This is a genomic window from Pararoseomonas baculiformis (assembly GCF_017813395.1).
In the GTDB taxonomy this organism is placed as follows: Bacteria; Pseudomonadota; Alphaproteobacteria; order Acetobacterales; family Acetobacteraceae; genus Roseomonas; species Roseomonas baculiformis.
Genome location: NZ_JAGIZB010000006.1, coordinates 76,827 through 90,177, shown reverse-complemented (window position 1 = coordinate 90,177; position 13,351 = coordinate 76,827). Strand labels below are relative to the sequence as shown.

The following is a 13,351-nucleotide window of genomic DNA, read 5'->3' as shown; positions in this document are numbered from 1 at the left end:
AGGAAGTTGAATGGGCATGCCTTCGTCTCCTCGGGAACGCGAGGCGAATGGGCAGCGCGACGTCGGCGCCGTCGTCCATGCCGTGGCGATCCTGCGCTACATCGCCACCGCGCCCGCGCCGCTGGGCGTGGCGGCCATCTCCCGCGGCACGGGTGTCAGCGTCAGCACCTGCTTCAACATCCTCCGCACCCTCTCCCGCGCCCGCTTCGTCTCCTTCCACGAGGACGACAAGACCTATGCCCTGGGGCTGGGCGTGGCGGAGCTGGCGGCCGGCTTCCTCGGCATCAGCCATGCCGAACTGCTCCGGCCGGAGCTGAAGCGGCTGGCGCTGAAATACGGGATGCTGATCGTCCTATGGCGCGTGACGGAGGATGGCCACATCGTCCTCGCGGACCGCGCCCACAACCCGCTCGGCGTCCGTGTGGAGATGTCGGTCGGCATCCGCCTGCCCATGCTCATCGGCGCCGTGGGCCGCTGCATCGCCGCCGCGCTGGACCTGCCCGAGGACGAGCTGCGCCGCCGCTTCGCCGCGCTGCGCTGGCAATCCCCGCCCAGCTTCGAGGCCTATCGCGCCGAGGTGCAGGTGGCAGGCGCGGCGGGCTGGAGCATGGATGACGGCCAGCTCTACCGCGGCGTGGTCACCATCGCCTCCATCGTGAAGGATGCCTCCGGCCAGCCGCGCTTCGGCCTCAGCGGCATCACCATCGCGGCCCAGCATGAAGCCGCCATCTTCCCCCTGCTCGGCGAGGAACTGCGCGACCTCGCCAGCCTCATGGAAAAGACCCTCTTCCCGCGTCCAGGCGGCATTCAAAATGGAGAATAGCATTCCTGATTAGGAATGACATCGCGCGCGGGCTGAAGCAGGATCGCCCGATGTGAACCGGCCGGACAAGGCCGGCCAGGAGGGAGAAGCGATCATGAAGAGGTTCGACCGCCGCACGGGGCTGCGGGCTGGCGCGCTGGCCCTGGGCGGCCTGGCGATGCCGGGCCTGCTGCGTGCCCAGGGCGCCTGGCGGCCCACCCAGACCATTCGGATCGTCGTGCCCGCGGCGGCGGCCGGCACCACCGATATCATGGGCCGCCTTCTCGCCGCCTTCCTGCAGGAACGCCTGGGCCAGCCCGCCGTGGTGGAGAACCGCTCCGGCGCCGGCGGCACCATCGGCACGGCGGAGGTGGTGCGCGCCCGGCCGGATGGGCACACGATCCTCGTCGGCAATATCGGCCCGCAGGCCATCGCCTACTCGCTGTTCCGCAACCTGCCCTACCGGCCGGAACAGCTGACGCCGGTCTCGAACATGATCCGCGGGCCGAACGCCCTGATGGTGCACCCTTCCGTCCCCGCGCGGACCGTGCCGGAATTCGTGCAGTACCTGAAGGAGAAGCAGGGGCGCCTGAACTACGCCACCTCAGGCCCCGGCCAGTCCGGGCATCTCGCCAATGTCTGGTTCCAGCAGCTCACCGGCACCCAGGCCACCGCCGTGCATTTCCGTGGCGCCGGCCCCGCGATGCTGGGGCTGATCGCCGGGGATGTGGAATTCTCGGTCGATAACCTGACCACCGCGGTCGAACAGATCCGCGGCGGCAAGGTGCGCGCCCTCGCCGTTACCAGCGCGGACCGCAACGCCCAGATCCCTGAGCTTCCCGCATTGCGGGAAACCATGCCGGAACTCGCGAACTACGACGTGAGCACCTGGTTCGGCGCCTTCCTGCCCGGCGGCGCGCCGGAACCGGTGGTCACCACGCTGAACGGGGAGATCAAGGCGTTGCTGGAACTGCCCGCCACCAGGCAGCGCTTCGCGGAAATGGGCGGCGTGCCCGCCTATGGCACCCCGGCCGAATACGCCGCCTTCGTCCGGGCCGAGACCGAGAAATGGGGCAATGTGGTCCGGCGCGAGGGGCTGCAGCTGGACATCGGCTAGAAAACGGGCTGTCGAACGGTACCGGAGGCTGGCGAAGCCCCTGGTACCGGATGACCTCCCGGCGCGGAGATCGGACCGAACCCGGCAGGCCCGCTCCCCGTCAGGTGAACCGGCGCCGCACCCCGGCAAGTCCCAGGAGACCCATGCACAGGAGCGCAGCACTGGCGGGCTCCGGCACAGCAGTCGTATCCACCCGGGTCACCGTCACGATGCCGCTGGACTCGCACCAGGGTGACTCAAAGCAGCCTAGTGGACCATCGGAATGGGCCAGCAGGTTGTATCCCTGCACGCCGAGGCCAACAAACGGGCCGATGTCGACCTGCACGTCGTTTTCCTGGTTGTTCAGGTAGAACCCGCCGAACAGGCTGGCGAAGGTACCACTGCCCCCGCGCCCGATGCTGATCGCAGCCGCAAAGCCACCGTCGGGGTGGCGAATCTGCAGGATATCCTCCAGGTCGTAGTCCCAGACGACCCGCGGGCCAGACCCGTAGTCGGTGACAAAGCGAATGCCGAAGGCTTCCATCCCGTCCGGTGCCGAAACCTGGTCGGGCCAGGTGTTGCTGCCGCTGTTCAGGGTGAAGTTGAAGCCTCTGTCCCAGACATCGTCCCGCACCACCATCTGTGCGGAGAAGGTGAGGTTGCCGGGATGTGGCCCTCCGCTGGGACCCATCGTCGGCCCCACCTGCGTCCAGTTCACGATCACGGCCGCGTCGGCCGGCATGGCCGCGCCACTCCCCAACGCCATGCAGGCTGCCAGACAAAAGGCGAGGCCGGATTTGAGCACCCGCCCGGTTGAAAGCGTCATTCCTGTCGTCCCCCTCGCAGCCGCGCCGACCCGCGCCGCTCCAGAAAGACTCACCGGTGCAAATTCAGGACCAGTTCTGGCGGAGTAGAATGTTCAAATACTTGCCGGCCGTACTTCCAGCCTGGCAGCCGTGACCTGTAAAGTATTTCACGACGATCTATCCGCCGCGCCCTTGCCAGCGCTGTAGGCGGGCCCGTCCCGATCGCCAGGCTCCAGGTGATGCCGTCGGGGTTCCGACAGGCCCGGGGGAGAGAATCCCTTCTCTCCCCCGGAGCCATCAGGCCGGCACGAGCGGGCACCCGCCTTCCGAGAGGGGGCGGAAGGCCTCGGCCGCCGGCGTGGTCTTCACAAGCTTCAGAAGGTCCCAGGGCCCGCTGCTCTCGGCGGGCGCCTTGGCTTCAAAGAGATGCACGTCATGCAGGTGCCGGCCATCGATGCGGATGCTGCCGGCGCCGAAGGCATCGTCATCCGTCGGCATGCGGCGCATCACCTCCAGCACCGCGCGCCCGGATTCCTTGGCGCGGGCGGGGCCGATCTCCGCCACCGCCTTCAGGTAGTGCGTCACCGCCGAATAATTCCCGGCATGGGTCTGGTTCGGGTAGTTGTCCGGCGTCTTCGGCAGCACGCGCCGCGTGAAGGCGCGGGTGCGATCATTCAGGTCCCAGTAGAAGCACTCGGTCAGCAGCAGGCCCTTCGTCGTCTCCAGTCCCAGCGACTTCACGTCGTTGATGAAGCCGATGGTGCCCAGCAGCTTCTGCCCGCGGGACACCAGGCCGAACTCATGCGCCTGCTTCACGCAGTTGATCAGGTCCGCGCCCGCATTGGCGAAGGCCACAACCTTCGCGCGGCTGCGCTGCGCCTGCACGAGGTAGGAGGAGAAATCCGTCGTGCCGGGGAAGGGGTGGCGCACCGTGCCAACCACCTTGCCGCCTTCCGCCTCCACGAATTTCGTGACGTCGCGCTCCATCGAATGGCCGAAGGCCATGTCGGCGGCGATGATGAAGAAGGTATCCGCCCCCGCCCGCACCGTCGCCACGCCCGAGGAACGGGCGAGCATGTAGGTGTCGTAGGTCCAGTGGATCGTGTTGGGGCTGCAGGCCTTCGCGGTCAGCTCCGATGTGGCGGCACCGGTGTTCAGGTGGATCTTGTCCCGCTCCCGCACCAGCCCGTTCAGGGCCAGCGCGATGGAGGAGTTGTTCACCTCCAGCACCACGTCCACCCCGCCCCTGTCGAACCATTCGCGCGCGACGGTCAGGCCCACATCCGCCTTCTGCTGGTGGTCCGCCTGCACCACCTCCACCGCGATGCCGCGCTGGAGAAGACCGGAATCCTCCACCGCCTGCCGCACGCAGGCCACGGCGGTGGGGCCGGAAAGATGCCGGTAGGGACCGGAGAAATCCCCCAGCACCCCAAGCCGTATGGGCTGCGCCTGCGCCCTTGCGGCGCGGCCGGCCAGCGGGACCACCGCCGCGCCCGCGAGAAGTTGCCTGCGATGGATCATTCCCGTCGTCTCCCTCATGCGTGGTGGCGTCGCGCCGGTTGGTCCCGGCTTTTCACGCGGCGCCGCCGGAAGACCCGGCGGCGGCCGGCAGGCTAGACCGGATCCCAGGAGAACACGTCCGGGCTGCGGTCCAGGGGCAGGAACTGCCCGCGCAGAGCCGGCATGGCGTGCTCGGCGATCAGCTCCGGCGTCCAGCCCTCGCTGCGATGGCTGCTGCGGATCGGCCGTGGCTGGCTGAAGAGGAAGATCTCGTTGTTGCGCGCCGCGAAGACCTGCCCGGTCACGTCCTTCGCCGCATCGCTCGCCAGGAAAACGGCCAGCGGCGCGTTCTTCTCCGGCGTCATCCGCTTCAGCTTCTCCACGCGCTCCTTCTGCTCCGGCGTCTCGGCCGGGATGGAGCTCGTCATGCGGCTCCAGGCGAAGGGCGCGATGCAGTTGGAACGAACGCCGAAGCGCTGCATGTCCAGCGCGATGGACTTGGACAGCGCCACGATCCCCAGCTTCGCCGCCGAGTAGTTCGCCTGCCCGAAATTACCGATCAGGCCCGAGGTGGAGGTCATGTGCACGAAGGCACCCGAACCCTGGGCCCGGAACGGCTCGGCCGCGGCGCGGGAGACGTAGAAGCTGCCGTTCAGATGCACGTCGATGACCGCGCGCCACTCCTCCGGCGTCATCTTGTGGAAGATCTGGTCCCGCAGAATGCCCGCGTTGTTCACCACGATGTCCACGCGCCCGAAGGCATCCATGGCGCTGGCCACGATCCGCTTCGCGCTTTCCCAGTCGGCCACGCTGTCGGTGTTGGTCACCGCCTGGCCGCCGCGCTGCTCGATGATCGCCTTGGTCTGCTCCCCCGGCGTGGCGGATTGCTCGCCAATGCCGGTGAGCGAGGCACCGATGTCGTTCACCACCACCTTCGCGCCGGCCAGCGCCATGGCCAGCGCGATCTCCCGCCCGATCCCGCCACCGGCGCCGGTGACGATCGCGACCTTGCCTTCCAACATGGGCATTCTTCGGTTCTCTCTCAGGCCGGGGTGAACATGGGGATGGGCTGGCCGCCCTCGCTGTCCACGAAGGTCAGGCGCACAGCCTGTCCCACCTGCAGCGCCTCGAAGTCGCAATCGACGATGTTCGTCATGATGCGCGGCCCCTCGGCCAGCTCGACATAGGCGATGACATAGGGCGTCTTCGCCCGCATCACGCTGTAGGTGTAGATCGTGCCCTGGCCGCTGGCCGGCACGAACTCCACCTCTCCCTCATCGTCGAAGGGATCGACCGGGCGCGGCGGGTAATGGTGCTTGCCCGTCTTCGTGTTGCGCCCGATCAGCAGCTTCCCCTCCTTCGCCGCGTCCCAGAACACGCGGGTGGACGGATCGGGGGTGGGGGAGGGCGGCACGCGCCGCGCGGTCTGCTCGCTCATCGCTGTCACTCCCTCTCCAGCACCAGCGTGGCGCTGCCATGTCGCGTTCCCAGCGATCCGCCCGTGCCATGGGCCAGCGCGAGGTCGCAATTCTTCACCTGCACCGCCGGATGCGCCTCCCCGCGCAGCTGTCGCACCGCCTCGATCACCTTGGTGATGCCGCCGCGGTTCGCCGGGTGGTTGTTGCAGAGCCCGCCGCCATCCGTGTTGAAGGGCAGCTTGCCCACGCCGCTGATCAGGTTGCCATCCTGCACGAAGCGGCCGCCCCCGCCCTTCTCGCAGAAGCCCAGATCCTCAAGCTGCATCAGCACGGTGATGGTGAAGCTGTCATAGATGCTGGCGTACTTCATGTCCGCCGGCTTCACCCCGGCTTCCTCGAAGGCACGGGCTCCGGAGAAGCGGGCGCCGCTATAGGTCAGGTCCAGCTGCCCGCCCATCTGGTGCTTCAGCGCCTCGCCGGCGCCGCGGATGGTCACCACGGGGCGCTTCAGGCTGCGCGCGATCTCCGGCCGGGTGACAACCAGCGCACCGCCGCCATCGGAGATGACGCAGCAATCCAGCCGGTGCAGCGGGTCCGCCACCAGGGGGGAGTTCACCACCTCCTCCACCGTCACCACCTTGCGCAGCATCGCGTGCTCGTTGTGCTGGGCATGGTGGCTGGCCGCCACCTTCACCCAGGCCAGCTGCTCGCTGGTGGTGCCGAACTCATGCATGTGGCGCTTGGCGCACATGGCGTACATGTTCGCCACCGCCGCGCCATAGGGGTATTCGAACTGCACATCCGGCTGGGTGGGGTTGCCGGCGCGCGGCGCCGTGCCGGTCGCCTGCCCTTCCGAGCGGGGCCGCCCGGCCAGGGTGATCAGCGCCACGTTGCACCTGCCCAGCGTGATCGCCTCGGCCGCATGGCCCACATGCGCCAGATAGGAGCTGCCGCCGATATCCGTGGAATCCACATGCCGCAGCCGGTCCAGGCCGAGATAGTCGGCCATGCTGAGCGGTCCCATGCCGGGCGCGTCGCCGGCACAGAAATAGCCATCCACATCGGCCCGCGTCAGCCCCGCATCGCGCAGCGCGCCGAGCGCGACCTCGGCATGCAGCTGCGCGGTGCTCTTGTCCTCGGCCTTGCGGGTCGGGTGCTCATAGGCACCGGCGATGCAGGCCTTCCCTCTGATGCTCAAGCGCGCTCTTCCCTCTCTCTGTATGCCGTCATTCCACCACCATCCCGCTCACCCGCGCCACCTCGGCCCAGCGGGTGATCTCCTCGCGGATGAAGGCGGCGAAGGCCTCGGGCGTGGTGCCGCCCTGCGGGGTCAGGCGCGGCGGCTCGGCCGCGAATTCCCGCATCTTCGCGATCCATTCGGGGTCGCGCGCCACCGCGTCGATCTCCCGTCCCATCCGCGCGATGATCGGCGCGGGCGTGGCGGCGGCGGCCTGCACGCCGAACCAGGCGGTGGCATCGAAATCCGCGATCCCGGCCTCGTGCAGCGTGGGCACCTCGGGCATCACCGGCGAACGCTCCCGGCTCGTCACGGCCAGCGCCCGGATCTGCCCATTGCGGATGAAGCTGAGCGCCGAGGGGATGTTGTCCATCCCCAGCTCGATCCGGCCCGCCACCAGTTCCGTCAGCATCGGGCCGGAACCGCGATAGGGCACGTGCTGCAGCTTGATCCCGGTGCGGGTCGCCAGGAATTCCATGCAGGCATGCGGGCTGCCGCCAGAGCCGGAACTGCCATAGTTCAGCCGCCCGGGCTGGCGCTTCGCCGCCGCGATCATCTCCTGCGCGTCGCGGATCGGCTGATCCTTCGCGGCAAGCAGCACATTCGCCACGCGGATCACCAGCCCCACCGCCGCCAGATCCTGCGGCTTGTAGGGCATGCGCGGCCCATAGACGGCATAGTTGATCGAGGCCGTGCCGATGGAGGCCATCAGGAAGGTGTAGCCATCCGGATCCGATTTCGCGACCGAATCCGCCCCGATATTGCCGCCAGCGCCGGCCCGGTTCTCCACCACCACCGTCTGCCCCAGCCGCGCGGAAAGGCGCTCGGCCAGCAGCCGCCCGATCAGGTCCGTCGTGCCGCCCGGCGGGAAGGGGATGATGAGGCGGATGGTCCGCCTGGGCCAGCCGGAATCCTGCGCCGTGGCCGGGCCGGGAAGAGCCAGACCGGGAAGGGCCAGGGCGGTGCTTCCCGCCAGCAGGCCACGACGCGTCAGATCGATCGCCATCTCGTTCTCTCCTCCCGGCGGGAGGCCTTGTTCACGGCCTCTTCCGCCCCTGTTTCAGCCGGGCAACTCCAGCACGTTCTTCGCCAGGATCCCGCGCTGGATCTCGGAACTGCCGCCATAGATCGTGGTCGGCCGCGCCTCGATGAACTGGCCGGAGGGATGCAGGTCCCGGTTGCCGCCCATCGGCTCCAGCAGCCCGGCATTCTCTCCCGCGATCTCCAGCATCAGCTCCGTGATGCGCTGGAACAGCTCGGCCTGGTGCAGCTTCAGCATCGAGACATCCGCCCCCAGCGTCTCGCCCCGGCGCAGGATGGCCACATAGGTCTCGTAGAGGTCCTTGTGGTCCTCCAGGTCCATGCGAAGCCTGGTGTAGCGGTCCTGGAAGTCCGGCTCGTCGAACACGCCCATCCGCTCGGCCAGCATCTTCAGCCGCGCCAGCGCATAGCCGGATTGCCGCGGGGAGCCGAGGAAGATGCGCTCGAAGCCCAGGAGCGCCTTGGCCATGCTCCAGCCCTTGTTGGGCTCGCCCACCAGGTTCTCGCGCGGCACGCGCACATTGTCGAAGAACACCTCGCAGAACTCGTCATGCAGGCCGAGATTGATGATCGGCCGCACGGTCACGCCCGGCGATGTCATGTCGATCAGCAGGAAGCTGATCCCCTCCTGCTTCTTCCCGCCCTTGTCGGTGCGAACCAGGCAGAAGATCCAGTTCGCGTCGGTGGCCAGCGTCGTCCAGATCTTCTGGCCGTTCACCACGTAGTGGTCGCCATCCAGCACCGCTTCCGTGCGCAGCGAGGCCAGGTCCGATCCCGCGCCCGGCTCGGAATAGCCCTGGCACCAGATATCCTCGCCCGCCAGGATGCGCGGCAGGAAGCGCTGCCGCTGCTCCTCCGTGCCGAAGCGGATCAGCAGCGGCCCCAGCATGATCACGCCATGGTCGGGCAGCCGCGCCACGCCATGGCGCTCATACTCCTCGATCAGGATGATCTGCTTCGAGGCGCTGAGGCCCATCCCGCCATATTCCCGCGGCCAGCCCGGCGCCACCCAGCCCTTGGCGCGCAGCTTCTCGAACCAGGCCTTGCCCTGGTCCCAGTGCAGCCGGTGCGCCGGGTTGCGCAGCTCCGCCGGAAACTCGCTCTCGACGAAGCGCCGCACCTCCGCGCGGAAGGCCTCGTCGCTCAGAGCATTGAGGTCGGTCATGCCTCGTCCTCCCGCGCCTCGGCCGCGAAGCGCCGCCGATGCAGCGCCGAGGGGCCGAATTGGTTCGCCAGCACCATGGTCTTCCGGAGATAGAGGCCGATATCCGCCTCATCCGTGTAGCCGATCCCGCCATGCAGCTGGATCGCCTGCCGCGTCACCAGCATCGCGGCATCCGAGGCGCGCGCCTTCGCGCGGGAAACCGCCGCGCGCCGCGCCGCGCGGTCCGCCCCGCCATCCAGCAGCGCCGCCGCCGCCTCCACGCTCGCGCGGCTCAGGGCAAGCTGCACCTTCAGGTCCGCCGCGCGATGCTGCAGCGCCTGGAAGCTGCCGATCGGCTTTCCGAATTGCTGCCGCGTCCGTAGATAGTCCAGCGTCAGCGCGAAGGCCTGGTCCATCACGCCCAGCAGGCAGGCGGCGGTGGCCAGCGCCGCCTCGTCCAGCGCCAGTTCCAGCGCCCCGCCCACATCCTCCGCGATCACCTCGCCGCCCGCCGGGCGCAGCGTGCCGTAGAAGGCGCCATCCTGGGTCTTCTCCAGGGTCAGGTCCGCGCCCTCGCGCGGCTGCAGCCGAAGCGACAGCCGCCCGCCCTCGCGCACCGGCACCAGGAAGGCCTGGGCACCGCCAGCCTGGGGAATGAACACCCGCGCCGCATCGGCCGTGCCCGACGCCTCCAGCATGCCGGCGGCTTCCTGCCAGGCCGTCAGCACCAGCTGATCGCCCCCAAGCAAGGCATCCAGCGGTCCCTCCGCCCCGGACGCCGCCCCGGGCGCTGCGAGTAGCGCGGCGGAGAGTGCGGCCGGGATCAGCGGCTCCGGCGCCAGCGCCGCGCCCATCTCCTCGGCCAGGGCGCAGAACTCGCTCATTCCCAGCCCGGCGCCGCCCCGGGATTCCGGCACGCGCAGCCCGATCCAGCCCTGCTCGCCCATCTGCCGCAGCACCGCCGGGTCGAAGCCCGGTTCCTTGAAGCGAAGGGCGCGGATGCGCTTCCGGTCGCCCCCGCGCGGCGCGATGCCTGCCGCGCTCTCACGGATCATGCGGATGGACTCCGCCCGCTCCTCCACGCCCTCGCGTTCCAGAACCTCGCTCATCCGAACACCGCCGCGCCGTTGTTCACCACCACCACGTCGCGCTCCACCACCCGCGCCCGGAAGGCGCCGCTGCGCCAGATCTCCGTGCGAATGGTCTCGCCCGGGAAGACCGGGGAGGAGAAGCGCAGGGACATGCTCTTCATCGATCCCGCCTCGTAATGCCCGAGCTCCCGCAGCAGCGCATGCGTCACCACGCCCAGGGTGCAGAGCCCGTGCAGGATGGGCCGCGGAAAGCCCGCGCGCGCCGCCACGTCGGGATTCGAATGCAGCGGGTTGTCATCGCCGTTCAGCCGGTAATACAGCGCCTGCTCCGGCCGGGTGGGCAGGTCCACCGTGATATCGGGCGCGCTCTCCGGGATGGGGTTCACCGGCTTCACTGGGCCTGATGGGCCGCCGAAGCCGCCATCCCCGCGCAGGAAGGTCGTGCTGCCCGTCACGGCCAGCAGCGTGCCATGGGTGTCGCGCAACTCCTTCTCGGAGTAGAGCAGCGCGCCCTTGCCCTCGCCCTTGTCCACCAGCCCCGTCACCCGCGTGCGGCCGATGATCTCGCCTTCGATGGGCAGCGGCGCATGCAGGGCGATGGACTGCTCGCCATGCACCACCTTCACCGCATCCACCCCCGTCTCGGGATTGGAAACCCAGAAGCCCGGATGCGCCAGCACCACGGGCATGGAGGGCAGCACGCGAAGCGCCTTGTCCTGGTCCACATAGTCCAGCTGACGCTTGTCCATCGGGTCCTGCCCAAGCCCGACGGAGAGCGCGTAGAACACCACGTCCCGCGGGGTCAGGCGCTGCCGCACCTCCGGAATCCGGTAGTTCAGCAGTTTCTCATATTCGATCACGCCGCATCCTCCGCGATGTCGATCACCGCATCGGCCGCGAAGGCGCCCTGGCCCTCCGGCATGGCAAAGACTGGGTTCAGGTCGATCCCCGCGAGCCTCGGCCCCGCCTGGTGCGCGAAGACCGAAAGCCGCGAGAGCATGCGCGCCAAGGCCGGCACATCCGCTACCGGCCGCCCGCGCGCGCCCAGCAGCAGCGGCGCCCCGCGGATGGAGCGGATCATCGCCTCCGCCTCCGGCTCCCCGAAGGGGCAGCGGCGGAAGGACACGTCCTTCAGCACCTCCACGAAGATGCCGCCCAGCCCGAACATGGCCACCGGCCCGAAGACGGGATCGCGATGCACCCCCAGGATGCACTCCACCCCGCCCGAAAGCTGCTTCGCCACCAGCACGCCCTCGATCCGCGCATCCGGCGCGGCGCTGGCGGCCCGCTGCAGCAGCAGCGCGAAGCCGTCCCGCACCGCCGCGGCGTCGGAGACACCCAGCAGCACGCCGCCGATCTCCGACTTGTGCAGGATGTCCGGCGAAAGGATCTTCAGCACCACCGGGAAGCCCAGCGCCTCCGCCGCGGCCACCGCCTCATCGGCCCTCGCGCAGGCCCGCTCCGGCGCGGCCTCGATCCCGGCCCTGGCCAGGATGCGCTTCGCCTCCGCCTCGCTCGGCGTGGTGGCCGGTAGCCCGAAACCGGGCAGGGCAGGGGGCGGCGCGGGCCGGTCCGCCGCGAAGGCATCGCCGAAGCGCCCCATCGCATGAATCGCCGCCACGGCGCGGGACGGATCGGCGAAGACCGTGAACCCATCCTCCTCGAATTCCCGGATCTGCGGTGGGTCCGCCAACACCGAAAGCACCAGCAGACGGTCCGGATAGGCCGCCCGCAGCCCCCGCAGCTCCTCCCGCAGCCGCGGCGTGATGGAGGGCGCGCCGCCCGCATGGGTGAAGAACAGCAGGATGGAGCCATAGCCCCCATCCCGGATCAGCGAATGCCCGAACCGCGTGACGAGGGAGAGGTCGTTCAGCACCTGCGCCGTGCAATCCACCGGGTTCGCCGGCGCGCAGAAGGGAAGGTCGCGCCGCAGCACCGCCTGCGCATCCTCGGGCATGGGCGGCATGGGCAGCCCCGCCGCCTCGGCGGCATCGGAGATCAGCACCCCCGCCCCGCCGCTCACCGTCAGCACGCCCAGCGTGTTGCCGGCGGGATAGACCTTCCGCACCGCCAGCCGGGCGACATCCAGCAGCTCCTCCGTGGTCCGCGCGCGCACCACGCCGAATTCCGCCAGCACCGCATCCGTCACCGCGTCGTCACCGGCGATGGAGGCGGTGTGGGACCGGGCGGCGGCGCTGCCCACCTCGCTGCGCCCCACCTTCATCATCACCACCGGCTTGCGATTCCGCCGCGCCAGGTCCAGCGCGGCCAGGAAGCTCCCGGCATCCCGGATCCCCTCGGAATAGGCGGCGATCACCTCCGTGCCCGGGTCCTGCGCCATCCAGCCGATGAGGTCGCCGACATTCAGGTCGGCCTCGTTCCCCGTGGTGACGCTGCAGGAGATCCCCATCCCCTCGTCCCGCGCCATGCTGAACAGATGCATCCCATAGGCGCCGGACTGGCTGGCGATGCCGATCGGGCCGCTGTTCGGGTAGCCCCGCTCCAGGGAGGAGGTGAAGGTGCCGTAGAAGCCGTTCGCCGTGTTGAACAGGCCCAGGCTGTTCGGCCCCAGCAGCCGCATCCCGTGCCGCCGCGCGATCTCCAGCAGCCGGGCCTGCGCCTCCGCCCCTGCCTCGCCCAGTTCGGCGAAGCCGGCGGTGAACATGATGGCGGCCTTGGTTCCGCGCTCCGCCAACTCCCGCGTGGCCTGCTCGGCCGAGGCGGCGGGCACGGCGATGATCGCGGCGTCCGGCGCCTCCGGCAGCTCGGCAATGGAGGCATAGGCCCGCAGCCCCTGGATTTCCGGGCGGTTCGGGTTCACCGGCAGGATACGGCCCTGATAGCCCCGCTCCAGCATGGCCGCGATCGGCCGCCCCCCGATGCGGGAGGCATCGCCAGAAGCCCCGATCACGGCGACGGAGCGCGGCGCCAGCAGCGCGGACAGCGCATCCAGGGGCAGGCCGGGGCTGGGTTCCGCGTAGGGCAATGCGTCCATTCCTGTCCTCGGAGGAAGGCCATGGCACGGCCCTCATCCGCTCCTCCCATTCCCTCGCCTTTGCGGCGTTGCGGGGGAGACTAGCCAGCTTCGCGGAGGCATTCAACGCCGTGAAAGGCATTCAAGATAGGAAAATGCATCCCATGGGAGCTTCGGCGCGGAACCGGAAACGAAAAGGCCGCCCTCCCCGGCAAAGGGGAGGGCGGCCTTTCGAAAGCCAT

The 13,351-nt window shown here is 69.3% G+C and carries 12 protein-coding genes; 2 read left to right on the top strand and 10 right to left on the bottom strand.

Going from position 1 to position 13,351, the window contains the following annotated elements; all coding sequences use genetic code 11:
- The first annotated feature begins 16 nt into the window (after positions 1-16).
- Complete coding sequence (locus J8J14_RS07780) at positions 17-823, top strand: IclR family transcriptional regulator (RefSeq protein WP_245215552.1); 807 nt, start codon at positions 17-19, stop codon at positions 821-823.
- Positions 824-917: 94 nt separating this feature from the next.
- The gene (locus tag J8J14_RS07775) at positions 918-1,919 is read left to right on the top strand and encodes a Bug family tripartite tricarboxylate transporter substrate binding protein (protein ID WP_245215549.1); all 1,002 of its coding nucleotides are present in this window, start codon (positions 918-920) and stop codon (positions 1,917-1,919) included.
- A 100-nt stretch (positions 1,920-2,019) separates the two neighbouring features.
- Here J8J14_RS07775 and J8J14_RS07770 read toward each other — a convergent pair whose 3' ends face one another.
- The 10 genes from J8J14_RS07770 to J8J14_RS07725 form a co-directional block, all read right to left on the bottom strand.
- Positions 2,020-2,724, bottom strand: a complete 705-nt coding sequence (locus tag J8J14_RS07770) for a PEP-CTERM sorting domain-containing protein (protein WP_209378907.1) — start codon at positions 2,722-2,724, stop codon at positions 2,020-2,022.
- A gap of 277 nt (positions 2,725-3,001) precedes the next feature.
- On the bottom strand, positions 3,002-4,225 hold the full coding sequence (locus tag J8J14_RS07765) for an ABC transporter substrate-binding protein (protein WP_209378906.1): 1,224 nt from the start codon (positions 4,223-4,225) through the stop codon (positions 3,002-3,004).
- Between the two features lie 92 nt (positions 4,226-4,317).
- The gene (locus J8J14_RS07760; protein ID WP_209378905.1) at positions 4,318-5,226 is read right to left on the bottom strand and encodes an SDR family oxidoreductase; all 909 of its coding nucleotides are present in this window, start codon (positions 5,224-5,226) and stop codon (positions 4,318-4,320) included.
- Between the two features lie 20 nt (positions 5,227-5,246).
- Complete coding sequence (locus J8J14_RS07755) at positions 5,247-5,642, bottom strand: Zn-ribbon domain-containing OB-fold protein (RefSeq protein WP_209378904.1); 396 nt, start codon at positions 5,640-5,642, stop codon at positions 5,247-5,249.
- Between the two features lie 5 nt (positions 5,643-5,647).
- Positions 5,648-6,820: a thiolase domain-containing protein gene (locus J8J14_RS07750; protein ID WP_209378903.1), complete on the bottom strand. Its 1,173-nt coding sequence runs from the start codon at positions 6,818-6,820 to the stop codon at positions 5,648-5,650.
- A 28-nt stretch (positions 6,821-6,848) separates the two neighbouring features.
- Positions 6,849-7,865 (bottom strand): Bug family tripartite tricarboxylate transporter substrate binding protein, encoded by a 1,017-nt coding sequence (locus J8J14_RS07745; RefSeq protein WP_209378902.1) that lies wholly within the window; start codon positions 7,863-7,865, stop codon positions 6,849-6,851.
- A gap of 54 nt (positions 7,866-7,919) precedes the next feature.
- Positions 7,920-9,065, bottom strand: a complete 1,146-nt coding sequence (locus J8J14_RS07740; protein WP_209378901.1) for an acyl-CoA dehydrogenase family protein — start codon at positions 9,063-9,065, stop codon at positions 7,920-7,922.
- A complete protein-coding gene (locus tag J8J14_RS07735) occupies positions 9,062-10,153 on the bottom strand; it encodes an acyl-CoA dehydrogenase family protein (RefSeq protein WP_209378900.1) in 1,092 nt (363 codons plus the stop codon). The genes J8J14_RS07740 and J8J14_RS07735 overlap by 4 nt, the downstream gene beginning before the upstream one ends.
- On the bottom strand, positions 10,150-10,995 hold the full coding sequence (locus tag J8J14_RS07730) for a MaoC/PaaZ C-terminal domain-containing protein (RefSeq protein ID WP_209378899.1): 846 nt from the start codon (positions 10,993-10,995) through the stop codon (positions 10,150-10,152). Before J8J14_RS07730 ends, J8J14_RS07735 begins: the two co-directional genes overlap by 4 nt.
- A complete protein-coding gene (locus J8J14_RS07725) occupies positions 10,992-13,121 on the bottom strand; it encodes an acetate--CoA ligase family protein (RefSeq protein ID WP_245215547.1) in 2,130 nt (709 codons plus the stop codon). Before J8J14_RS07725 ends, J8J14_RS07730 begins: the two co-directional genes overlap by 4 nt.
- Positions 13,122-13,351 lie beyond the last annotated feature (230 nt).

Bases quoted from the DNA above. Each gene is read 5' to 3' on its own strand.
- J8J14_RS07780 (WP_245215552.1), top strand. From the start codon at position 17: ATGCCTTCGTCTCCTCGGGAACGCGAGGCGAATGGGCAGCGCGACGTC.
- J8J14_RS07775 (WP_245215549.1), top strand. From the start codon at position 918: ATGAAGAGGTTCGACCGCCGCACGGGGCTGCGGGCTGGCGCGCTGGCC.
- J8J14_RS07770 (WP_209378907.1), bottom strand. From the start codon at position 2,724: ATGACGCTTTCAACCGGGCGGGTGCTCAAATCCGGCCTCGCCTTTTGT.
- J8J14_RS07765 (WP_209378906.1), bottom strand. From the start codon at position 4,225: ATGATCCATCGCAGGCAACTTCTCGCGGGCGCGGCGGTGGTCCCGCTG.
- J8J14_RS07760 (WP_209378905.1), bottom strand. From the start codon at position 5,226: ATGTTGGAAGGCAAGGTCGCGATCGTCACCGGCGCCGGTGGCGGGATC.
- J8J14_RS07755 (WP_209378904.1), bottom strand. From the start codon at position 5,642: ATGAGCGAGCAGACCGCGCGGCGCGTGCCGCCCTCCCCCACCCCCGAT.
- J8J14_RS07745 (WP_209378902.1), bottom strand. From the start codon at position 7,865: ATGGCGATCGATCTGACGCGTCGTGGCCTGCTGGCGGGAAGCACCGCC.
- J8J14_RS07740 (WP_209378901.1), bottom strand. From the start codon at position 9,065: ATGACCGACCTCAATGCTCTGAGCGACGAGGCCTTCCGCGCGGAGGTG.
- J8J14_RS07735 (WP_209378900.1), bottom strand. From the start codon at position 10,153: ATGAGCGAGGTTCTGGAACGCGAGGGCGTGGAGGAGCGGGCGGAGTCC.